At 72.2% G+C, this 22,280-nt stretch carries 20 protein-coding genes; 9 read left to right on the forward strand and 11 right to left on the reverse strand.

Annotated elements, in window-relative coordinates; all coding sequences use genetic code 11:
• Nucleotides 1-218: 218 nt before the first annotated feature.
• A complete protein-coding gene (locus ABGB06_RS31340; RefSeq protein ID WP_347595952.1) occupies nucleotides 219-1,925 on the reverse strand; it encodes a glycerol-3-phosphate dehydrogenase/oxidase in 1,707 nt (568 codons plus the stop codon).
• 278 nt (nucleotides 1,926-2,203) lie between these two features.
• Between ABGB06_RS31340 and ABGB06_RS31345 the strand changes: the two genes are divergently transcribed.
• Together ABGB06_RS31345 and ABGB06_RS31350 are read left to right on the forward strand one after the other, a co-directional pair.
• Nucleotides 2,204-3,439, forward strand: coding sequence for a nucleotide sugar dehydrogenase (locus ABGB06_RS31345; protein WP_347595955.1), 1,236 nt, complete (start codon nucleotides 2,204-2,206; stop codon nucleotides 3,437-3,439).
• Nucleotides 3,440-3,620: 181 nt separating this feature from the next.
• Entirely contained in the window at nucleotides 3,621-5,060 is a 1,440-nt protein-coding gene (locus ABGB06_RS31350; protein WP_347595958.1) for an alkaline phosphatase PhoX, read from the forward strand.
• Between the two features lie 37 nt (nucleotides 5,061-5,097).
• Here the strand turns inward: ABGB06_RS31350 and ABGB06_RS31355 are convergent, their stop codons facing one another.
• The 4 genes from ABGB06_RS31355 to ABGB06_RS31370 all read right to left on the reverse strand — a co-directional run bounded on the left by ABGB06_RS31355 (nucleotide 5,098) and on the right by ABGB06_RS31370 (nucleotide 9,704).
• Nucleotides 5,098-6,213 (reverse strand): GuaB3 family IMP dehydrogenase-related protein, encoded by a 1,116-nt coding sequence (locus tag ABGB06_RS31355; protein ID WP_347596167.1) that lies wholly within the window; start codon nucleotides 6,211-6,213, stop codon nucleotides 5,098-5,100.
• Between the two features lie 74 nt (nucleotides 6,214-6,287).
• Nucleotides 6,288-7,793, reverse strand: coding sequence for an IMP dehydrogenase (guaB, locus tag ABGB06_RS31360; RefSeq protein ID WP_347595961.1), 1,506 nt, complete (start codon nucleotides 7,791-7,793; stop codon nucleotides 6,288-6,290).
• 217 nt (nucleotides 7,794-8,010) lie between these two features.
• Nucleotides 8,011-8,586, reverse strand: a complete 576-nt coding sequence (gene shbA / locus ABGB06_RS31365; protein WP_347595964.1) for an RNA polymerase sigma factor ShbA — start codon at nucleotides 8,584-8,586, stop codon at nucleotides 8,011-8,013.
• Nucleotides 8,587-9,092: 506 nt separating this feature from the next.
• Nucleotides 9,093-9,704 (reverse strand): response regulator transcription factor, encoded by a 612-nt coding sequence (locus tag ABGB06_RS31370; protein ID WP_019431595.1) that lies wholly within the window; start codon nucleotides 9,702-9,704, stop codon nucleotides 9,093-9,095.
• 383 nt (nucleotides 9,705-10,087) lie between these two features.
• On the opposite strand from ABGB06_RS31370, the gene ABGB06_RS31375 reads away from it, so the two are divergent.
• The 3 genes from ABGB06_RS31375 (at nucleotide 10,088) to ABGB06_RS31385 (ending at nucleotide 12,017) form a co-directional block, all read left to right on the forward strand.
• Complete coding sequence (locus ABGB06_RS31375; RefSeq protein ID WP_347595968.1) at nucleotides 10,088-10,411, forward strand: WhiB family transcriptional regulator; 324 nt, start codon at nucleotides 10,088-10,090, stop codon at nucleotides 10,409-10,411.
• A 26-nt stretch (nucleotides 10,412-10,437) separates the two neighbouring features.
• Nucleotides 10,438-11,232 carry an SDR family oxidoreductase gene (locus tag ABGB06_RS31380; RefSeq protein ID WP_347595971.1) on the forward strand — a complete coding sequence of 265 codons (795 nt, stop codon included), beginning with the start codon at nucleotides 10,438-10,440 and terminating at the stop codon, nucleotides 11,230-11,232.
• 86 nt (nucleotides 11,233-11,318) lie between these two features.
• The gene (locus ABGB06_RS31385; protein ID WP_347595974.1) at nucleotides 11,319-12,017 is read left to right on the forward strand and encodes an ester cyclase; all 699 of its coding nucleotides are present in this window, start codon (nucleotides 11,319-11,321) and stop codon (nucleotides 12,015-12,017) included.
• Between the two features lie 132 nt (nucleotides 12,018-12,149).
• Here ABGB06_RS31385 and groL read toward each other — a convergent pair whose 3' ends face one another.
• From groL to ABGB06_RS31400, 3 genes are all read right to left on the reverse strand, one after another.
• Nucleotides 12,150-13,772 (reverse strand): chaperonin GroEL, encoded by a 1,623-nt coding sequence (gene groL, locus ABGB06_RS31390; protein WP_347595977.1) that lies wholly within the window; start codon nucleotides 13,770-13,772, stop codon nucleotides 12,150-12,152.
• 139 nt (nucleotides 13,773-13,911) lie between these two features.
• Entirely contained in the window at nucleotides 13,912-14,220 is a 309-nt protein-coding gene (groES, locus tag ABGB06_RS31395) for a co-chaperone GroES (RefSeq protein WP_077059501.1), read from the reverse strand.
• A 299-nt stretch (nucleotides 14,221-14,519) separates the two neighbouring features.
• Entirely contained in the window at nucleotides 14,520-15,413 is an 894-nt protein-coding gene (locus tag ABGB06_RS31400; RefSeq protein WP_347595980.1) for a polysaccharide deacetylase family protein, read from the reverse strand.
• A gap of 157 nt (nucleotides 15,414-15,570) precedes the next feature.
• Between ABGB06_RS31400 and ABGB06_RS31405 the strand changes: the two genes are divergently transcribed.
• A complete protein-coding gene (locus ABGB06_RS31405) occupies nucleotides 15,571-16,758 on the forward strand; it encodes a class I SAM-dependent methyltransferase (RefSeq protein ID WP_347595983.1) in 1,188 nt (395 codons plus the stop codon).
• Between the two features lie 24 nt (nucleotides 16,759-16,782).
• On the opposite strand, the gene ABGB06_RS31410 is transcribed toward ABGB06_RS31405, so the two are convergent.
• On the reverse strand, nucleotides 16,783-17,886 hold the full coding sequence (locus ABGB06_RS31410; RefSeq protein WP_347595986.1) for a serine hydrolase domain-containing protein: 1,104 nt from the start codon (nucleotides 17,884-17,886) through the stop codon (nucleotides 16,783-16,785).
• 132 nt (nucleotides 17,887-18,018) lie between these two features.
• Entirely contained in the window at nucleotides 18,019-18,606 is a 588-nt protein-coding gene (locus ABGB06_RS31415; RefSeq protein WP_347595989.1) for an XRE family transcriptional regulator, read from the reverse strand.
• A 128-nt stretch (nucleotides 18,607-18,734) separates the two neighbouring features.
• Here ABGB06_RS31415 and ABGB06_RS31420 point away from each other — a divergent pair, with 128 nt between their 5' ends.
• Nucleotides 18,735-19,502, forward strand: coding sequence for an amino acid racemase (locus ABGB06_RS31420; protein ID WP_347595992.1), 768 nt, complete (start codon nucleotides 18,735-18,737; stop codon nucleotides 19,500-19,502).
• A 129-nt stretch (nucleotides 19,503-19,631) separates the two neighbouring features.
• Here ABGB06_RS31420 and ABGB06_RS31425 read toward each other — a convergent pair whose 3' ends face one another.
• Nucleotides 19,632-20,441: a phosphotransferase gene (locus ABGB06_RS31425; RefSeq protein WP_347595995.1), complete on the reverse strand. Its 810-nt coding sequence runs from the start codon at nucleotides 20,439-20,441 to the stop codon at nucleotides 19,632-19,634.
• Nucleotides 20,442-20,628: 187 nt separating this feature from the next.
• Between ABGB06_RS31425 and ABGB06_RS31430 the strand changes: the two genes are divergently transcribed.
• Nucleotides 20,629-21,957, forward strand: coding sequence for a PQQ-binding-like beta-propeller repeat protein (locus tag ABGB06_RS31430; protein ID WP_347595998.1), 1,329 nt, complete (start codon nucleotides 20,629-20,631; stop codon nucleotides 21,955-21,957).
• Between the two features lie 166 nt (nucleotides 21,958-22,123).
• Nucleotides 22,124-22,279: a hypothetical protein gene (locus tag ABGB06_RS31435; protein ID WP_347596001.1), complete on the forward strand. Its 156-nt coding sequence runs from the start codon at nucleotides 22,124-22,126 to the stop codon at nucleotides 22,277-22,279.
• Nucleotide 22,280 lies beyond the last annotated feature (1 nt).

Raw genomic sequence — 22,280 nt, forward strand, 5'->3', positions numbered from 1 at the left:
GGCCGCTCCTGGTCCCGGTCCGCGTCCTGATCCCGCGCCGGGTCCGGCGCGGGATCGGGCGCCGCGCCCATGTTCAGCGTGCCACCGTCCGCCGGCGTGCGCTCCCGCTCCGCCGGCGCGTCAGCGCCGTCCGCGCTGTCCCCGTTGTCCTGGCCCATGCCTCGCGCCCCTCCGATTATCCCGGCCATTGTCCCCCATCTGGCCGAGATTCGATCAGATCACAGCGGCACGGTATCGGGTGCGCCCAGCCGCGCCGCGTCGGCGGTCTGGTCGTCGGGCTGGAGCTGCGACTCGCGTTCCGCCTCCACCCGCTTCCCGTAGTGCTCCACCTCGCGCTCGATCTGGGCCGCGTCCCAGCCCAGCACGCCCGCCATCAGCTCGGCGCACTCCCGCGCGCTGCGCGTCCCGCGGTCGAACGTCTCGATGGAGATCCGGGTGCGGCGGGTGAGCACGTCCTCCAGGTGTCGAGCGCCCTCGTGGGTGCAGGCGTAGACGATCTCCGCCTTGAGATAGTCGTCGGCGGCGGGCAGCGGCTGGCCGAGCTTCGGGTTGTCGGCGACCAGTTCCAGAACCTCCTCGGTCAGCGAGCCGTATCGATTCAGCAGGTGCTCGATGCGCGCCTCGTGCAGCCCGACCCGGGCGGCGATGCGCGCCCGCGCGTTCCACAGCGCGTGGAAACCCTCCGCGCCGGCCAGTCGCACCTCCTCCGTGCAGCAGGCCGCGACCCGCCGGTCCAGGCCGTGCACCGCCGCGTCCACGGCGTCCTTCGCCATCACCCGGTACGTCGTGAACTTGCCACCCGCCACCACCACGAGCCCGGGCACCGGATGCGCCACCGTGTGCTCGCGGGACAGCTTGCTCGTGGCGTCCGACTCGCCCGCCAGCAGGGGGCGCAGGCCGGCGTACACGCCCTCCACGTCGTCCCGGGTCAGTGGCACGGCGAGTACGGAGTTCACGTGTTCGAGCACATAGTCGATGTCGGCGCTGGAGGCCGCCGGATGGGCCTTGTCGAGGTCCCAGGCGGTGTCCGTGGTGCCCACGATCCAGTGGCGGCCCCAGGGGATGACGAACAGCACGCTCTTCTCGGTGCGCAGGATGAGGCCGGTCGAGGAGTGGATGCGGTCCTTGGGCACCACCAGGTGGATGCCCTTGGATGCCCGCACGTGGAACTGGCCGCGCTCGGCGATCATGCTCTGCGTGTCGTCGGTCCACACGCCGGTGGAGTTGACCACCTGCTTGGCGCGGATCTCGTAGCTGCCGTCCTGCTCCAGGTCCACCACCCGCACGCCGACGACCCGCTCGCCCTCGCGCAGGAACTCCGCGACCCGCGCGCGGTTCGCGACGTGCGCCCCGTACCCGGCGGCGGTGCGCACCAGGGTCGCGACGAAACGCGCGTCATCCACCTGGCCGTCGTAGTACTGCAGCGCGCCGACCAGCGCCTCCTTCCGCAACGCGGGCGCCACCTGCAGCGCGCGCCGGCGGCTGAGGTGGCGGTGGTGCGGCAGGCCCCTGCCGTGTCCCGAGGAGAGGGCCATCGCGTCGTAGAGCGCCACGCCGGTGCCCGCGTACCACCGCTCCCACCCACGGTGCTGGAGGGGGTAGAGGAACGGGACGGGCTTGACCAGATGCGGCGCGAGGCGGCCGAGCAGCAGGCCCCGCTCCTTGAGCGCCTCCCTGACCAGGCCGAAGTCGAGCATCTCCAGATAACGGAGCCCGCCGTGGATGAGCTTGCTCGACCGGCTCGAGGTGCCGGACGCCCAGTCCCGCGCCTCGACGAGCCCTGTGCTCAGGCCCCGGGTCACGGCGTCGAGCGCCGTGCCGGCCCCGACCACACCGGCTCCCACCACCAACACGTCGAGTTCCCGCTCCGCCATTCGGGCGAGTGCGTTGGTCCGACCGTCGGGCCCCAGTGCCGCCGTCCTCACCGCTGCCTCCCAGGCTTGCGTCGTTACCGCTCTGCTGACGTCTCGTCTCGTTCTGTCGTGCTTCGGTCGTCGTCGCGTCCTCGTTCGACCTGATCCGGCCTCATCTTGTCCTTGTCCCAACTCCTGCCCTTGATGCTCCCCCATTTCCCGCGCTTTGGCGCGATCATCGACGGGTCGGACGAACAATCCACCATATCTTTCATATATGCCCCTAAGCTGACTTGCGTTACGGACCGGCCACCCGTGCCGCTCGTCCCGCCGGAGGGAGCCCCCACCGCATGCCCGCCGATCTCGCCGTCCTCGGCCTCGAACACCTGGGACTGCCCGCCGCTCGGGCCGCCACCGCCGCCGGCATCCACACCGTGGGATTCACGCCCGACCAACGGGCCGCCGCCGACCTCAACGCGGGACGCCCGCCCGCCGAGGGCTTCCTCACCACGCCGGAGCTGCGCCGAATGCTGGCCCGTGGCTTCTCCGCGACCAGTGACCCGGCGGAGCTGGCCCGGGTGCGCACCGCGTTGATCTGCACCCCGGTGCCGGTGGACGCCGCGGGGGAACAGGACCTCCGGGGCATGACGGACGCCGCCCGGGCGCTCGCCCCGCGGCTCGGCCCGCGGGCGCTGGTGGTGCTGGAGTCCACCGTCTGCCCCGGCACCACCCGGGACGTGCTGCGCCCGATGCTGGAGGAGGGCTCGGGGCTGCGTGCCGGGCGCGACTTCCATCTGGCGAGCGCCCCCGGGCGCGCCGGGCCGGCCGGCCGCGGCGCGCGGGTCATCGGCGGCCTCACCCCCACCTGCACGGAGGCCGCCGCCGCCTTCTACGGCCGGCTGACCGACAAGGTGGTGCGGGCCAGGGGCGTGGCCGAGGCCGAGGCGGCCCAGGTGCTGCGGACGAACGCCACCCAGGTGACGACCGCCCTGGTCAACGAGATGGCGATGCTCTGCCACGACCTCGGCATCGACCTGTGGGACGTGCTGCGCTGCGCCGAGGCCCGGCCCTGGCCCTCGCCCTGGCCCTCGGGCGACGGGACCGTGCCGCGCCCCGGCCTCGGACCCGGCGGCCCCGGCGGGCCCCTGGATCCCGGCGGCCGGCTCCGCCTCGTCGGCGTGGCCAGGGACATCAACGCGCGCATGCCGGGCTACGTCACCCGGCGCTCCGCCGCCCTGCTCAACGAGTACGGCAAGTCGGCGCGCGGCGCCCACGTCCTGCTGCTCGGCGTCACGGGACAGCCCGACTCGCCCGACCAGGCGGGGTCGCCGGCCCGCGAGATCGCCGCCCGGCTGCTGGAGTTGGGCGCCCGGGTCTCCTTCCACGACCCGTACGTACCGCGTTGGCGGGTCGCCGGACGGGAGGTGCCGCCGGCCGTCGCCCTGTACGAGGCCGCGAGCACGGCCGACCTCACGCTGCTGCTCCAGCACCACAGCGTCTACGACCTGCAGGGGCTGGCCGCGAAGGCCCAGTTGCTGCTCGACACCCGAGGCGCGACCCCCGCCGGGGCCGCGCACCGCCTGTGACCGAGACGGCCGGAGGGATGCGCCGCCCGGTCCGCTGCCCGGTCCTCCGGCCTGCGGGACGCCGGGCCGGAGGACCGCAGGCCGGAGGACCGCGGGGCGGTCGCCAGGCGGCGCCATCGCGCACGCACCCCTTCGCCTGTGGTTCAGCCGAAGTTCGCCGAACGGCGCCAGTGTGTGCCCCATGACCACAGCAGAGAAACCAGACAGCGCCACGATCAGCCGCCGCACGGTCGTGCAGGCCGCGGCCGCCGGCGCCGGCATCGCGCTGGCCGGCAGCGTCGGCGTGCTGGCCACCGCGCCCGGCGCGATCGGCCGTCCCGGCCACCACGGGCTGGGCTACGGCCCGCTCGTCCCCGACCCGGAGGGCCTGCTGTCGCTCCCCGAGGGCTTCTCGTACCGGGTCATCACCCGGACCGGCGAGACGCTCCTGGAGAGCGGCGAGTCCACCCCCTCCAACCACGACGGCACCGCCACCTTCGAGGGCCCGCGCGGCTCCGACCTGCTGGTCGTCAACCACGAGCTGGGCGGCCCGCGCGACGAGTGGGACCACCCGGTGCCGCTCACCGAGGGCCTGGTGTACGACCCGGCGGCGGCCGGCGGCTGCACCGTCGTCGAGGTCGTGGACGACGGCGAGCACGTCACCGAGTGGGTCGGCATCGCCGGCACCTCCACGAACTGCGCCGGCGGCTCCACCCCCTGGGGCACGTGGCTGACCTGCGAGGAGACCGAGGACCTGGCCGGCGAGAACGGCATGACCAAGGACCACGGCTACGTCTTCGAGGTGGACCCCCACGACCGGGAGGCCTGCCGCGAGCCGCGCCCGATCAAGGCGCTCGGCCGGTTCGCCCACGAGGCGGTGGTCGTCGACTCCCGGCAGGGCCACCTCTACCTGACCGAGGACGCCTCGGAGCCGAACGGCCTGCTCTACCGCTGGGTGCCGCCGCACGGCTTCCGACACGGCCGGGGCCGGCTGCGCCACCTGTCCGACGACGCCGGCACGCTGCAGGCGTTCCGCTGCTTCGACTCCGGCGGCCGGTTCGTCGACGACCTGTCCCGCGCCACGCGGATCGGCACGGTCTACGGCGTCGACTGGGTCGAGGTGCCCGACCGGGACGCCCGCGAGACCCCGATCCGGCTGCAGTTCGGGCAGAACGAGGTCACCCGCAGCCGCAAGCTGGAAGGCATGTGGTGGGGCGACGGCGGGACCTACTTCGTCTCCTCGTACGCCCGTGACGAGAGCCCGGGCCTGCCGCACGACGGCCAGGTGTGGTTCTACGACCCCAAGCGGCGCACGGTCACCCTCAAGGTGCTGCTGGGCGTGAACGCGGATCCCTCGAAGCCCGGCGGCCTGGACGGTCCGGACAACATCACGGTGTCCCCGTACGGCGGCCTGATCATCGCCGAGGACGGCGAGGGCGTGCAGCACCTGTTCGGCGCGAACGAGGACGGCGACACGTACGCGCTGGCCCGCAACGAGCTGAACCTCGGTACCGAGGAGGAGCCGGAGTACAGCGAGTTCACGGGGGTCACCTTCTCCCCCGACGGCCGCACGCTGTACGCCAACATCCAGACGCCCGGCATCCTGCTGGCCATCACCGGCCCCTGGCGGCGGAATCGGTGAGACGCGCCGGGCAGGGCCACACCGGCCCTGCCCCGCGTCACCGGGTCAGGCTGACCGTCACCTCGACGCGCTGGAACTCCTTGAGTTCCGAGTAGCCCGTGGTGGCCATGGCGCGGCGCAGTGCGCCGAAGAAGTTCATCGAGCCGTCCGGGGTGTGCGAGGGCCCGGAGAGGATCTCCTCGGTGGTGCCGACCGTGCCCAGCCGCACCTTCTTGCCGCGCGGCAGTTCCTCGTGCACCGCCTCCATGCCCCAGTGGTGCCCGCGCCCGGGCGCGTCCGTGGCCCGGGCCAGCGGCGAGCCGATCATCACGGCGTCCGCGCCGCAGGCGATCGCCTTGGGCAGGTCGCCGGACCAGCCGACCCCGCCGTCGGCGATGACGTGCACGTACCGGCCGCCGGACTCGTCGAGGTAGTCCCGGCGGGCCGCCGCGACGTCGGCCACCGCGGTGGCCATGGGGACCTGGATGCCCAGCACGTTCCGCGTGGTGTGCGCCGCGCCGCCGCCGAAGCCGACCAGCACGCCCGCCGCGCCGGTGCGCATCAGGTGCAGGGCCGCAGTGTACGTGGCGCAGCCGCCGACGATCACCGGAACGTCCAGCTCGTAGATGAACTGCTTGAGGTTCAGCGGCTCCGCGGCGCCCGAGACGTGCTCGGCCGAGACGGTGGTGCCGCGGATGACGAAGATGTCCACGCCCGCGTCGAGCACCGCCTTGGAGAACTGCGCGGTGCGCTGCGGCGAGAGCGCGGCGGCGGTCACCACGCCGGCCTCGCGGACCTCCCTGATCCGCCGGAAGATCAGCTCCTCGCGGACCGGGGCGGCGTAGATCTCCTGGAGCCGCCGGTTGGCGTCGGACTCCGGCAGCTCGGTGATCTCGGCCAGCAGCGGCTCGGGGTCCTCGTACCGGGTCCACAGGCCCTCGAGGTTGAGCACGCCGAGGCCGCCGAACCGGCCGATGCGGATGGCCGTGGCCGGCGAGACCACCGAGTCCATCGGCGCCGCGAGGAACGGCAGCTCGAAGCGGTAGGCGTCGATCTGCCAGGCGATCGAGACCTCCTTCGGGTCCCTGGTGCGGCGGCTGGGCACCACGGCGATGTCGTCGAAGGCATACGCCTGGCGCCCGCGCTTGCCGCGCCCGATCTCGATCTCAGTCAACTCAGTCACCTACGCACTTTTCTCACGTGCTTACGTTCGACACTGGGCCCGCGGCCCCGGGATGCGCCAGGCGGTCAGCGCAGCGAGTAGTTCGGCGCTTCCGTGGTCATCTGGATGTCGTGCGGATGGCTCTCCTTCAGCCCCGCCGCCGTGATCCGCACGAACTTTCCGCGTTCCTTGATCTCCTCGACGGTCCGGCCGCCGAGGTAGTACATCGACTGGTGCAGGCCGCCGACGAGCTGGTGCACGACGGAGGCGAGCGGTCCGCGGTAGGCCACCTGGCCCTCGATGCCCTCCGGGATCAGCTTGTCGTCCTCGGCGATCTCGTCCTGGAAGTAACGGTCCTTCGAGTACGAGCGGCGGTCGCCACGGGACTGCATGGCGGCCAGCGAGCCCATGCCGCGGTAGGACTTGAACTGCTTGCCGTTGATGAACATCAGCTCGCCCGGCGACTCCTCGCAGCCGGCCAGCAGGCTGCCGAGCATCACCGTGTCGGCGCCGGCGACCAGGGCCTTCGCGATGTCGCCGCTGTACTGCAGGCCGCCGTCGCCGATGACCGGGATACCGGCCTCGCGGGCGGCCAGCGACGCCTCGTAGATCGCGGTGACCTGCGGCACGCCGATGCCGGCGACCACCCGGGTGGTGCAGATCGAACCGGGCCCGACGCCCACCTTGATGCCGTCGACCCCGGCGTCCACGAGCGCCTTGGCGGCGTCGCGGGTGGCGACGTTACCGGCGACGACGTCGACCCGGTCGGTGTTGGACTTGATCTTCGCGGCCATGTCGGCGACCAGCCGGGAATGGCCGTGTGCGGTGTCCACGACGATGAAGTCGGCGCCGGCCTCGATCAGCGCCTGCGCCCGGTCGTACGCCTCCCCGGCGACCCCGACCGCGGCGCCGACGATCAGCCGGCCCTCGGCGTCCTTGGCGGCGTTCGGGTACTTCTCGGCCTTGACGAAGTCCTTGACGGTGATCAGCCCGCGCAGCCGGCTCTCGGAGTCCACCAGCGGCAGCTTCTCGATCTTGTGCCGCCGCAGCAGCTCCATCGCCGCGTCGCCGGAGATGCCCACCTGGCCGGTGACCAGCGGCATCGGCGTCATGACCTCGCGCACCTGACGGCCGCGGTCCAGCTCGAACGCCATGTCGCGGTTGGTGACGATGCCGAGCAGCCGGCCGGCGGCGTCGGTGACCGGGACGCCGCTGATCCGGAACCGGCCGCAGAGCGCGTCGGCCTCCTTCAGGGTGGCGTCCGGGCGGATGGTGATCGGGTCGGTGACCATGCCCGACTCCGAGCGCTTGACCCGGTCCACCTGCGCGGCCTGCTCCTCGATCGAGAGGTTCCGGTGCAGCACGCCGGCGCCGCCCTGTCGGGCCATGGCGATCGCCATCCGCGCCTCGGTGACCCGGTCCATCGCGGCCGAGAGCAGCGGAATGTTCAACCGGACGTTGCGCGACAGCCGGGAGGAGGTGTCGATCTCACCAGGCGAGAGGTCCGCGGCGCCGGGCAGCAACAGCACATCGTCGAACGTCAGCCCGAGTGTCGCGAACTTCTCCGGCACTCCCGCCGCGTCAGCAGTCATGACAGCCCTTCCGCACTATGCCCGAACCTCGGATTCGTTCCGTGTCTCTTCCGCCCCGCCCGGGGTCTCCATGCTACGGCCACCCGAAACCCCGCCGTGCACGTGATCGCGCACGTGCGGCCGACGCGTGCGGCCGGCCGGGCCCGGCGGCGGACCGGTCCCGACGCGCGGGTCCCGACGCGCGAGTCACGACTGGCGGGTCCCGACCGGCGAGATCTCAGCGGCCGGCGAGGGCGCGGAGTCGGGTGAGCGCGCGGTGCTGGGCCACCCGGACCGCGCCGGGGGTCATGCCCAGCTTCTGGCCGGTCTCCTCCGCGGTCAGGCCGACCGCGACCCGCAGCAGCACCAGCTCGCGCAGGTGACGCGGCAGGTTGGCGAGCAGCTTGCGGGCCCATTCGGCGTCGCTGCTGAGCAGCGCGCGCTCCTCGGGACCCAGCGAGTCGTCCGGCCACTCCGGCATCTCGTCGGCGGGCACGGCCCAGGCGCCGGGGTGCCGCAGCGCGGCCCGTTGCAGGTCGGCGACCTTGTGCTGGGCGATGGCGACGACGAACGCGTCGAACGGCCGCCCGGTGTCGCGGTAGCGAGGCAGGGCGCAGAGCACCGCCAGGCACACCTCCTGGGCGAGGTCGTCCACGAAGTGCCTGGCCTCTCCTGGGAGGCGGGCCAGTCGCATCCGGCAGTAGCGCAGCGCCAGGGGATGCACGTGGGCCAGAAGATCGTGCGTGGCCTGCGCGTCGCCTCGAGCCGCACGATGGACGAGCGCGCCGATCACTCCGGTCTCGTCATCGCGCATCAGACCATGGTGCACCGGCGCCGTGTGGTCCGGGCCGCCGTGGGCCGAGTTGTGCACCGAAGCGTTATGTGACGGTGCGGGAGCGCTCACCGTCGCGGTCTGCGGTGCCTGATACGGCGCGTTTCGAGGCATCGTCTGCGCCCTCCCCTCACACCGAACCGGCTCGTCCCCATGGAGCGTCATCCTTCAAGGATGCGGCACGCGCGAAGCTTTTGCGGTTGCGGCCGCGATCGCGAGCGTTCTTGCAGGTCCCGGGATGGCCGGAAACCGGCCCACCGACGGTCGCGCTCCGGACTCGGCGAAGGCGGCGGTCCCAACGTCTCGGGCGGCCGGGGGCGGCTGGGCGCGGCTGCCGTACCGGCGCGAACGGGGACGTGCGCGAACGGGAGTGCCGAGGGCGGGCGCGGGGGGCGGAGCCACGCGGTCGTGGCCTCGCCCCCGCGTCACGGCCGACTCATCTCACCTGCACAGACAGCGGCCGGACCTGCGACCCCCCAGCGGACCGGTCAGCGCACCAGGCCCCAGCGGAATCCCAGGGCCACGGCGTGCGCCCGGTCCGAGGCACCGAGCTTCTTGAACAGCCGGCGGGCGTGCGTCTTCACGGTGTCCTCGGAGAGGAAGAGCTCCCGGCCGATCTCCGCGTTGGAGCGGCCGTGGCTCATGCCCTCCAGGACCTGGATCTCGCGGGCGGTCAGCGTCGGTGCGGCACCCATGTCGGACGAGCGCAGCCGGCGCGGGGCCAGCCGCCAGGTCGGGTCGGCCAGCGCCTGGGTCACGGTCGCCCGCAGCTCGGCGCGCGAGGCGTCCTTGTGCAGGTACCCGCGGGCGCCGGCGGCCACGGCGAGCGCCACGCCGTCCAGGTCCTCGGCGACCGTCAGCATGATGATGCGGGCGCCGGGATCGGCCGACAACAGCCGCCGGACGGTCTCCACACCGCCCAGGCCCGGCATCCGGACGTCCATCAGGATCAGGTCGGAGCGATCGGCGCCCCAGCGGCGGAGCACCTCCTCGCCGTTGGCCGCCGTCGTGACCCGTTCGACGCCGGGCACGGTCGCGACCGCGCGGCGGAGCGCCTCCCGAGCGAGCGGGGAATCGTCGCAGACGAGGACGGATGTCATGGCCGCCCTCCGCAGCTGATGCGCATCACTGTGAGCCTCCAGGCAGTTGTCTGTCGTCACCTGTGCGATTGACAGCCCAGACCCCCTCCCGGGGGCTGTGGTCTGCGTCAACCGTTTACGCACTCTCAACGACGGTCACCCGAAAGAGTTACGGCTACCAACCCCACAGCAGAAGCACTCTACGTGATCGGACCGACACACGACAGCGACTCTCCAGATTCCCATGTCCCGACGTTCCCAACATCCATTTCCGTACCATTTAGACCTTTTGCCCACTTCATGGTGTATGAGGCTATATTCAGCTGGTAGTCATATTTACATCCACGTAGAGCCAACGCTGAGTGTTCCGCACGCTCGCCGTCTCGATGGGACAGGACAGACTGATGGCAGATTTCTCCCGCCTACCGGGCCCGAACGCCGACCTGTGGGACTGGCAGCTGCTCGCCGCGTGCCGTGGCGTGGACAGCTCCCTGTTCTTCCATCCCGAGGGCGAGCGAGGCGCCGCCCGCAGCTCTCGCGAGGAAGCGGCGAAGGAGGTGTGCATGCGCTGCCCGGTGCGCTCCGAGTGCGCGGCGCACGCGTTGTCGGTCAGAGAGCCCTACGGCGTGTGGGGCGGGTTGACCGAGGACGAGCGCGAGGAACTGCTCGGCCGGGCCCGGCGTGACCTCGTGCGCGCCAACGCCCACCAGCCCGGCGCCGCCGGCTAGCCGGTCCGCCCACTACCGTCTGGCGTATGACAACTGCATTGGTGACGGGATCAACAGTCGGGATCGGCGCCGCGTTCGCCCGGCGGCTGGCCCGCGACCGCCACGATCTGGTGTTGGTCGCCCGATCCGCTGACGCACTGCGACGTCAGGCGGCGGAACTGCATGACCGGCACGGCATCGAGGCCGCCGTGCTGGTGGCCGACCTGTCCACCGACGAGGGTCTCACCGCGGTCGAGGCCCGGCTGACCGACCCCGGCCGGCCCGTGGACCTGCTGGTCAACAACGCCGGCTTCGCGCTCAAGGGCCGGTTCCCCGAGGTGCCGGTGGCCGACGAGCTGCGCATGCTGAAGGTGCACTGCGAGGCGGTGCTGCGGCTGACCCACGCGGCGGTCGGGCCGATGCGGGAGCGCGGCCGCGGTTCGGTGGTGAACGTGGCCTCGGTGGCGGCCTTCCTGCCACGCGGCACGTACGGAGCGTCCAAGGCGTGGGTGGTCCAGTTCACCGAGGGTGCGGCCCGGGACCTGGCGGGGAGCGGGGTGCGACTGCTCGCGCTGTGCCCGGGATTCGTGCGCACCGAGTTCCACCAACGCGCGGGAATGCGCACCGACAGCATCCCCGGGTGGATGTGGCTGGACGCCGACCGGGTGGTGGACGCCGGGCTCAGGGCGCTGGCCCGCCGGCGCACCGTGTGCATACCGGACGCCCGCTACAAGACGCTGATGGGCGCGGCCCGACTGGTCCCCCGGCGCGCGCTGGGTGGCCTGTCCTCCCGGGCCGGACGCCGGTACGGCCCACGGCGAGACGGATCGTCCACGTCGTGAACGGGCATATCGGTCGAATGGCGTAAAAGAACTATTCTGGAAGAGTCATACACCGCACGACTACGCCGTTCGGAGGAAGACTCGCCATGTCATTCGTTCAGGTGATCGACTGCACGACGCACCGGGTCGAGGAACTGAATCGACTCATGGACGACTGGGCCTCGCTGACCCAGGGGAAGCGGACCGCGACCCACTCGATCGTGGGGCGCGACCTGGACGACCCCGCGCACGTCGTGGAGATCGTCGAGTTCCCGTCCTACGAGGAGGCGATGCGGAACTCCAAGCTGCCGGAGACCGACCGGATCTACGAGGAGATGGTGGCGCTGTGCGACGCGCCGCCGCGCTTCACGAACCTCGACGTTTTCCGGGACGACCAGCTGAACACGTCGACCGCGCGGCGTTACTTCGAGGTGCTCGGCGGGGAGCCGCGGGCGCTCGACGCGTTGGACGACCTGGTCACCCCCGACTACCGGGCGCACGATCCGGCCAACACCGTGGACCCGCTGGACCTGGCGGGATTCAAGGACGAGGCGACCATGTACATGAGCGCCTTCGCGCCCACGTTCGTCATCGAGAGCCAGATCGCCGAGGGCGACCTGGTGACGACCAGGTGGACGCTGACCGGGACGCACTCGGGCGAGTTCCAGGGGCTGGAGCCCAGCGGCCGGCGGATCACGCTGACCGGGCACACCACCCACCGGTTCCGCGAGGGGAAGATCGCGGAGTCCTACTGGAACTGGGACAACTACGGCCTGCTGGAGCAGTTGGGGCTGATCGCCGTGTGACCGGACAGCCGGCGACGGCCACCGACACGACGGCGATCGACACGCAAGGGGCCCGCCCCGCCGGATGGCGGAACGGGCCCCTCGGAGTCCGCGTCTCGCGCCGCCGCGCCGCGCGGCGCGTCGGCGCGCGGGTCAGTGCGCGTGGCCGTGGCCGCCCGCGGCCTGCTCCGGCTCCTCTTCCTTCTTCTCCACCACCAGGGTCTCGGTGGTGAGCAGCAGGGAGGCGATGGAGGCGGCGTTCTCCAGCGCGGAACGGGTGACCTTGACCGGGTCGATGACGCCGTCCTTCACCAGGTCGCCGTAGGTGCCGGTGGCGGCGTTGAAGCCCTCGCCCTTGTCCAGCTCGGCCACCTTCGAGGTGATGACGTAGCCCTCGAGGCCCGCGTTCTCGGCGATCCAGCGCAGCGGCTCGACCGCGGCGCGGCGCACGATCGCCACGCCCGTGGCCTCGTCGCCGGTCTTGCCGAGGTCGTCCGCGAGCACCCGGGCGGAGTGCACCAGGGAGGCGCCGCCGCCGGGGACGATGCCCTCCTCCACCGCGGCGCGGGTCGCCGAGATGGCGTCCTCGAGGCGGTGCTTCTTCTCCTTCAGCTCCACCTCGGTGGCGGCGCCGACCCGGATCACGCACACGCCGCCGGCCAGCTTCGCGAGGCGCTCCTGGAGCTTCTCGCGGTCCCAGTCGGAGTCGGTGGCCTCGATCTCGGCCTTGATCTGCGCCACCCGGCCCTGGATGTCCTCGCTCTTGCCGGCGCCGTCGACGATGGTGGTGTCGTCCTTGGTGATGGTCACGCGGCGGGCGGTGCCCAGCACCTCCAGGCCGACCTGGTCGAGCTTGAGGCCGACCTCCTCGGAGATCACGGTGCCGCCGGTCAGGGTGGCCATGTCACCGAGCATCGCCTTGCGGCGGTCGCCGAAGCCGGGGGCCTTGACGGCGGCGGAGTTGAACGTGCCGCGGATCTTGTTGACGACCAGGGTGGAGAGCGCCTCGCCCTCGACGTCCTCGGCGATGATCAGCAGCGGCTTCGAGGAGCCGGACTGCATGATCTTCTCCAGCAGCGGCAGCAGGTCCTGGATGGACGAGATCTTGCCCTGGTGGATGAGGATGTAGGGGTCCTCGAGGACGGCCTCCATGCGCTCCTGGTCGGTGACCATGTAGGGCGAGAGGTACCCCTTGTCGAAGGCCATGCCCTCGGTGAAGTCGAGCTCGAGGCCGAAGGTCTGGGCCTCCTCGACGGTGATCACACCGTCCTTGCCGACCTTGTCCATGGCCTCGGCGATCAGCTCGCCGACCTGCTTGTCCTGGGCGGACAGCGCGGCGACGGCGGCGATGTCCTCCTTGGAGTCGATCGGCCGGGCGCTGCCGCGCAGGTCCTCGGCCATGGCCGCGACCGCGGCGTCGATGCCCCGCTTCAGGCCGGAGGGGGAGGCGCCGGCGGCGACGTTCCGCAGGCCCTCGCGGACCAGCGCCTGAGCCAGCACGGTGGCGGTGGTGGTGCCGTCGCCCGCGATGTCGTTGGTCTTGGTCGCCACCTCCTTGACCAGCTGGGCGCCCAGGTTCTCGTACGGGTCCTCCGCCTCGACCTCGCGGGCGATGGTGACACCGTCGTTGGTGATGGTGGGCGCGCCGAACTTCTTGTCGATGACCACGTTGCGGCCGCGCGGGCCGATGGTCACCTTGACCGCGTCGGCGAGCTGGTTGACGCCACGCTCGAGGGCGCGCCGCGCGTCCTCGTCGAATTTCAGGATCTTCGCCATGGGTTTGCGTGTCCTCTTCCGCAATGAGTGCCGCAATGAGCCGCGCCCCGGCCCCGGGTATCCGTGGGGTCCCGGGGCGCGGTTCGGGTCTCGCCTGCTTCTGCTTGTTCCGTGCTCGCTGGTCGAACTGCCGAGCGAACTACTTCTCGATGATCGCGAGCACGTCGCGAGCCGAGAGAACGAGGTACTCCTCGTTGTTGTACTTCACCTCGGTGCCGCCGTACTTGCTGTACAGCACGATGTCGCCGACCTTCACGTCGAGCGGAAGACGGTTGCCGTCCTCGAAGCGGCCCGGGCCCACGGCCAGGACGGTGCCCTCCTGGGGCTTCTCCTTAGCGGTGTCCGGGATGACCAGGCCGGAGGCCGTGGTCTGCTCGGCGTCAAGCGGCTGGACCACGATGCGGTCCTCAAGAGGCTTGATGGCAACCTTGGAACTGGCGGTCGTCACGATCCGACCTCCCCCTTCGGAGATCTCACGGGGTCAATGTGTCTGGATGAATGGCGACCTGGTGGACCCGTCGTCGCGGGTGCCGGATCCGCCCGTCGCGCGTTGCTGGCACTCACCTGTGGAGAGTGCCAGCGTCGAGACTATGCCGCGGTTAGCACTCAGTCAACCAGAGTGCCAACTGGCCGGCGCGGCGTGGTGGTGCGGGCGTGGCGCGGCCGGCAGGGCGCGCGCCGGGCGTGCGGGCACGACCTCGGGCGCGACCTCGCGTGGAACCCCGGGCAGAGCCGAGGCGTGTCGCCTCACACGTAGTCTTCCAGGCGGGCGATGGCGAACCCCTGTTCGGTGACCTCGTCCACGATCCGGCGCAGCATGTCCACCATGTCCCCCGACGCGTCGCCCGCCCAGTCGCCCTCGCCCCGGAAGTGGCTGAGGATGATGTCCCCCGGATGGAACCTGCCGTCGGGGCGGGCCCATTCGACGCGGTCGGAGAACGCCTCCTGCGTCCACAGCGGCACACCGTCCACCCCGCAGGCCGCGGCCGCGCGGAGCGTGTCGGCGTCATAGGCGCCGTAGGGCGGCCGGAAGAGGGTGGGGCGCTCGCCGAACTCCCGCACCAGCACCTCCTGCTGGCGGCAGATCTCGGCACGCTGCTCGGCGTAGGACAGCAGGGGCATCTCCGGGTGGCCGACGGTGTGGTTCTGGATCGCCACGCCCTGCTCGTACGCCTCCCGGAAGTAGTCGTACCCGCCGTCGACCAGCCGGTCGGCGAGGAACGCGGTGAACGGGATCTCCAGCTCCCGCAGCATGTCCGGGACACGCGGGTCGTGTTCGGAGCCGTCGTCGATGGTGAGGAAGACGACCCGGTCCTCGGTGGGCACGCTGACGAACACCGGCGGGAGACCACCCGCGCCCACCAGGGGCACCCGCTCGTCCGGCCCGGGAGGCGCGGGCGGACGCAGCGGCACCAGGTCCAGGCCCCAACGGCGCGCGACGTCGGCACGGCTCGTCCCGGCCGTCGGAGCCCGGGCTCCCGACCGTCCGGGTTTCGCGGCGCCGGGAGCGTCCGCGCCCTCGGACGGAGGCGGCTCACCGGGCCGCGGGGGCGCGGGGTCGGGGTCGGCGCCCGGGCGGGCCGGTGCCGTGCAGGCCAGGGCCAGCAGCGCCAGGGCGAGCGCGCAGCACGTCCGTGGCAATTTTCCTACTTGTAGGAAAATCCTCATAATTCGGGAGGGTGTCAGCCGCCGGGCCGCCGCCGCGCGCACCGACCCGGAGCGTCCGGCGAGAATGACCCGTGTGGCCGCATCCTCCTCGTCGTCTCCCTCCCCACCCTCCTCCCCGTCCCCGTCCTCGGTGCCCCCGCTCGACGTCTTCCGGGCGCTGCTCACGGAGCCGGGCGCGGGCCTGCTGGCCGGGTTGCGGGAGCTCACTCCGGCCGAGGAGCTGACCACGGCCACCCGGCTGCGCCGCGACCATCCGGCGGAGGTGGTCTCGGCCGCCATCGGCCAGGCCCGGCTGCGGCAGCGCGCCGCGGCGAAGTTCGGCTCCGACGCCGAGCGGATGTACTTCACCGCCGACGGCGTGGAGCAGGCCACCCGCGCGCCGGTGGCCGCCTGGCGCGCGGAGAGGATCGCGGCACTCGGGGCGCGCACCGTGGCCGACCTCTGCTGCGGCATCGGCGGCGACGCCATCGCCCTGGCCAGGGCCGGGCTACGGGTGCTCGCCGTCGACCGCGACCCGTTGACCTGCGCGGTCGCCGAGGCCAACGCGGCGGCCCTGGGCCTCGCCGACCGCGTCACCGTGCGCCAGGCGGCGATCGGCGACCTTCCGGACGCGGAGCTCGCCGGCCACGACGCGGTGTTCCTCGACCCGGCGCGGCGCGGCGGCCGGGGCCGGACCTTCGATCCGGAGGCGTACTCGCCGCCGCTCTCCGAGGCCGTGCGGATCGCCGGCCTGGCCCCGCTCGCCGCGCTGAAGGTGGCGCCGGGACTGCCGCACGCCGCGATCCCGGCCGAGGCCACGGAGGCGGAATGGGTGTCGCACCGGGGCGAGGTGAAGGAGGCCGTGCTGTGGTTCGGCACCAACCCCGACCACCCGCGTCGTGCCACCGTCCTGCCCGGCCCGCACACCCTCGTCGGCGCCGGCCCGCAGGCGCCCACCGGCCCGCCGGGGCGCTACCTCCTCGAACCGGACGGCGCGGTGATCCGCGCGCACCTCGTCGCCGAACTCGCCGAGACGTTGAACGCCCGGCTCCTCGACCCGGCCATCGCCTATCTGACCACCGACGAGCCGCCGCCCCCGACGCCGTTCGCCAGGGCGTACGAGATCACCGACCGGCTCCCGTTCAACGTGAAGCGCCTCCGCGCGCTGCTGCGCGAGCGGGACGTCGGCACCGTCACCATCAAGAAGCGCGGCTCCGCCGTCACCCCGGAGGCCCTGCGCGCCAAGCTCCGCCTCGCTGGAGCGAAATCGGTCACGATCATCCTCACCCGCGTCGCCGACACCCCGACCATGCTCCTGGCCCAGCCCGTGCCGGCGTAGCCGGGCGGGGGGCCGCGGACCTTCTCAGCTGGTCAGGGCCTCCATGACGAAGGGGGTGTGCAGCGGGAGGGGGTTGGTGAGGTCGAGGGCGTTGCGGTAGAGGACGACGGTGCGGCCGGTGTCGGTGCGGAGCGCGACGCAGTTGAAGCCGGCGGTGGCGCCGGTGTGGCCGTAGGCGTGGTGGCCGCGCGGGAGCTCCAGGCGCATCAGCCCCATGCCGTAGCCCCGGCGGTCGCCCGTGGGGTGGGTGTCGGACATGGCCCGCCAGCTGCTCTCGTCGAGCAGCCCGCCGGTCATCAGCGTGTCCAGGAAGTGAGCCACGTCGTGCGGCGTCGAGACGAGGCCGCCCGCCGCCCACGACTCGGAGGGGCTGGCGGCGGTGAGGTCCGCGTACGGCTCGCCGAGCGCGGCGCGCGCGTACCCGGTGGCGTGCGGGCCGCGCAGGTGCGGGTCGGCCTCGGGCAGGTCGGTGTCGCGCAGCCCGAGCGGATTGAGGATGCGCTCCCACAGCAGGGCGGGCAGCCGCCAACCGGTGGCCCGCTCGGCGATGAGGCCGAGCAGGACGTAGTTGGTGCTGGAGTAGGCGTGCCGGGCGTCGGGCTCCTGCCAGCCGGCGGCGCCGACGGCGTGCGTGACCAGCGATTCGGGCGTGTGGTACCGCGCGTAGACGGAGGGGTCCGGCGGATCCCCGAACAGCGCGGGGACGTAGTGCGGGATGCCCGAGCGCATGCGCAGCAGGTGCTCGACGGTGATCCGGTCCGCGCCGGGAACGATGCCGGGCAACCAGCGCTTCACGGAGTCGTCCAGCGACAGCGCGTTGTCCTCCACCAGCTTCAGCACCAAGGCCGCGACGAACGGCTTGGTCACGCTGCCCACGCGGAAGCGGTCGGCCTCCGAGATCGCTCGGGGTCGCGCGAGGTCGGCCGTGCCGGCCGCGCCCGAGAACACCTCCCGACCGTCCTGGGTGACCAGCGCGAAGAGCCCGGGCCCGTACTCCGGGACCATCGAGTCGAGGAACGCGCGCAGCGTTCGGCGCACCTCGTCCCCCGGGCTGTCCGGCCCCGCTGACTGCTCCGACTCCTGCCCCGACTCCGACCTGGTCCCCTGCTGCGGTATGTACTCCGACACGCGCTTTGCCTCCCTGCGGGCGATTGTCGATCATCGATCGCCCGCCTGGCTAGAGCTGCGACGATCACCGAAACGCAACCATCTGCCGGCCGCCCTCGGCCAGTCGGGTCCGACCAACCGGTCCCGGCCGCCTCAACCGTGCTCCATGACGACCACCGCCGTCGTGTCCGGAACCAGCGCCCGGAAGACGTGCGGGGCGTCGCCCGGATAGCTGACATAGTCGCCGGGGGCTAGCTCGGGCGGGTCGTCCGCGGGGCCGACGAGCGCGCGACCGCCGCTGAGGACGACGTGCTCGACGGTGCCGGGCTGGTGCGGCTCGGAGAGTCGCGGCTCCCCCGGCTGGGCGGTGACCCGGTAGACGTCGCGACGGGCGTGCGGCGGGCAGGCGGCGAGCAGGACCGCCGTGTAGTCCGCGTGCTCGGAGTGGGCGGCGGGGCCCTCGCCGGCGCGTATCACCCGCACGGCGGGGCGGGGCGGGTCGACGAGCCGGGCGAACGGCACCTCCAGCGCGACGCCCAGCGCCCAGAGCGTCTCGACGCTCGGATTCCCCGCGCCGGACTCCAGCTGGGAGAGCGTGGACTTGGCCAGGCCGGCGCGGCGGGCCACCTCGGTCATCGACAGGCCCGCGCGGTCGCGCTCCCGTCTGATCGCCGCGGCGATCCGCGCGGTCAGGTCGCCGGGACCGGCGGGAGCCGCGGGGTTGGGGCCGCCTGCCATCATGGCCTCCGATCGTTCGCCGTAAGAGTCCGCTCGTTCGACTTGACGAACGATGCGGGAATGGTGTCCACTATAACGGACGGATGTTCGCTGAGACGAACAGAGGCTCATGGCCGAGGAGGGAGAATCCCGTGAGGCATCTCGGCATCCTGGCGCACAGCACGGAGGGCGCGGCGCTGTCGTTCCTGACCTTCTGTCAGGAGGGCGTGCGGCGACTCGGCGGGCACGTGTATCCGGACATCACGCTGGACTACATCGCGTTCGGGCGCAGCCTGCCGGCGTGGGAGGCGGGAGACCACGCGGCGGTGCGGGCCACGCTGGCGGTGAGCGCCGAGCGGCTGGCCCGGGCCGGTGCGGACTTCTTCGTCTGCCCCGACAACACGGCGCATCTGGCGCTCGACCAGCCAGGGGACGACCTCCCGCTCCCCGGGCTGCACATAGCCGGGGTGGTCGCGGACCGGGCCGCGCTGGAGGGTCTCCGCCGGGTGGGCATCCTGGGCACCAGGTTTCTGACGGAGGCGGCCCTGAAGGAGGGGGCCCTGACGGAGGGGGCGGTGTATCCCCGGGCGCTGGGCGATCGCGGCATAGCCACGGAGGTGCCGACGGCCGCCGACCGGGAGCTGGTGCACCGGGTCATCATGGACGAGCTGGTCAACGGCGTGTTCACCGAGGAGTCGCGCGCGGCGTTCGTGGGCGTGATCGAGCGACTGGCGGCCCGAGGGTGCGACGCGGTGGCGCTGGTGTGCACGGAGATACCCCTCCTGGTGACGCCGAAGGTGTCACCGCTGCCGGTCCTGGACTCCACCCGGCTCCAGGCCCGCGCCGCCCTGGCCACGGCCCTCGGCGACGAGCCACTCCCCACCTGGCGCGGCGGCCCGGTGGCCACGCCCGCCCGCTAGATCGGGGCGGGGACGGGCTGGACCAGGGCGCCTTATCCAGGGCGGCCAGCCCAGGGCAGACGTCCCAGGTGAGCCGGCCCAGGGCGGCTTATCCAGGGCTGCCAGCCCAGGTGAGCCAGCCCAGGGTGGCTAGTCCAGGGCGGCCGACAGCTTCTGGCGGTGGGCGGCGACCCAGTCGTGCGCCGCGCGGACGCTGCGGGAGGCACCGATGTCGCGCAGCCGGACCATAGCCGGCTCCCCGCGCTCGGCGGCCGCCTCGATGCCGCGCCAGCAGCGGTCCTGCCACCACAGGATCACGTCGACGATGCCACGCCGACGCTCGTCGTCCAGGGCGCCGTAGGCGTCGCAGAGCAGCCGGATCCGGCGGGCGGCGTCGGGCACGTCGGTCACGTCCGGCCCGAGGTCGAGGTACTGCCAGCAGACGTGGGCCACGTCGTGGGCTCGGTCGCCGGGGGCCGCGATGTCCCAGTCGATGAAGGCCACCGGGTACCAGCGGCCGTCGCCTCCGGCATAGACGGTGTTCCTGGGCGACAGGTCGTTGTGGCAGACGACCTCGTGGTCGCCGGCGAGCTCGGAGCGGCTGGTGAGATCGTGGAACTCGCGGACCAGTTCGGCCACCCGCACGAGGCTCTCGTCGGAGCGCACGCCGGCCCGCAGGTCGTCCCGCCAGGGCACGTGGCCGTCGACGTAGTCGAGGATCTCCCGTCCCTCCTCGTCGACCCCCCGGAAGCGCGGGGCGCCGGCCCAGCCGTGCCGTTCGAACAGCGCGAGCAGTTCGCGAACGAAGGGGGCGCCCTCCGGAGGGGGACGGCGCACCGTGTCGCCCACCCGCACCACCTGGTTGACGAAGCCACCGGGCAGCGGCCGCCGCGGGACGACCGAGGTGGCGTCGGTCGGATCGCCTCGTTCGGCGGGCGGTGTCTCCGCATGGTCGGCCACGGCCATCCACCCTAACGCCGGCGGCGACGCGGTCGCCCGGGGTGGACCGGTCACCGGAAATGTTCTGTTCCCGTCACGCTTGCCCGCGGCACGGGCCGCACCGGATGCAACTGTGGTTGAGTGCCGACGTCAACAGGCAATGCGACGCGACATATTGCGGAAGCGGCCGGGGGATACGGGGGACGGCATGGCGAGGCGACGATTCTCGACACTGACGGCGGCCATGCTGGTGGCACTGCTCGTCGCGAGCGGCTGCACCGGCGAAGGCGGAGACGAGGGGGGCAGCGCGACCGATCGGACCGACGGCCCCACCGTGGAGCCGCTCTGGAGCACTCCGCTGGCCGACGGCGACGACGTCGACGGTCTGAGCCACCTTGTCCAGACACCGCAGGCCTGGGTGACGACGGACACCGTGGTCTTCCCCGACGGGGAGACGATGCGGGGAGTCGACGTGCGGTCCGGCGCCGAACGATGGCGAGTTCAGCCCCCTGAAGGCACCGACCAGGTGTGCGCGTACTCGGAGCGCGTCAACGAGACGGACGTCGGCGCGGTTCTCTTCGGAAAGGGGTTCGGCAGCGGTGAGGACAGTGGCGTCACGTGCGGCACCGTCGCGGCCCTGGACGCCGACAGCGGAGACCTGCTGTGGCAGGACGACGTGTCCGCCGAATTCGACAACGGGTACTCGCACGAGGGCGACGCGGTCAGCGTCGGCGAGGAGGTGCTCACCTTCGTCGCGTTCTGTGGGGAGGTGGTCCGCTTCGACCTGCAGAGCGGCGAGAGACTGCCGACCATGCTGTCGGCCGACGTGCAGTGCACCCACGAAGTCGCCCACAACGGCCAGTTCGTCGCGGTGAAGAACGACCCTGACGGACGGATCCAGGAGTTGCCCGAGCGTGCCCGGGAACTGGGCTGGATCCCGGAGTACGACAGCGGCGTAGGTCTTGCCGTGTACGACTCGGAGAGCGGCGAGCAGTTGCTCCGCCAGGAGATCGGCACTTACGACGACGTGCACCGGATCGTCTCCAACGACCCGCTCATCCTGGACCTCACCGTGGACGACAACCGGATCCTGCAGGTCTTCGACGACGCGGGAGAACCCACCCACCAGCTGGGCGACGGGGGGTTCCCCGAGACCCTGTCCCCTCGGGGCGACCTGGTGCGGTTGGACGAGGGGGTGGCGCTCATCCAGCATGCGGGGGACCCGGAGCTGCACGCCTACGACGTGGCGACGGGCGAGGAGCTCTGGGCTCGCCAGTGGAACGAGGGGGGCACGCCGATAGGGATCAGGGACGGAAGGGTCCTGGCGATCGGCGTCGAGGCCGGCTTGCCAGCGACTGTGGACCCCCATCTGTGGGCCTGGGACCTGCGTGACGCAACGGGGCGGACCGATCTGGGCCCTTTCCGATCCGCGTCGGACAGGATCGTTGGGCTCTTCTCGGTCGCCTGGGACGAGGAGCGAATGTACCTCGTGCACTCCCAGGCGGAGGAGATCGTCGCGTACCCGCTGCCGGACTGATCGGGCGGGGCGCCGGCCCGGGCACGGACGCCCCGGAATGTTCGGATTTGGTCACGCCTGGTCGCGACCGGGGGTCGTCCCGGGCGGGCCTGTGGTTGAGTGCGGTTCCGTACCGTCGAACACGCCCCGCGGCGTGAGGAGTTGCGGGGCGACGAAGGGGGACGAGATGGTCAGGCGAATCTCTGTGATGGTGGGCGCCATGCTGCTGGCGCTGCTCGGCGCGAGCGGCTCCGCCGCCGCCCTGCAGCCGCTCAACGGCGGCGAACCGTCGGGCTGGCTCCCCGACTACCCCCTCAGCATCGGCCCGGCCCCGCACGACTGAC

Source organism: Streptomyces sp. B6B3 (assembly GCF_039871525.1).
GTDB lineage: Bacteria > Actinomycetota > Actinomycetes > Streptomycetales > Streptomycetaceae > Streptomyces.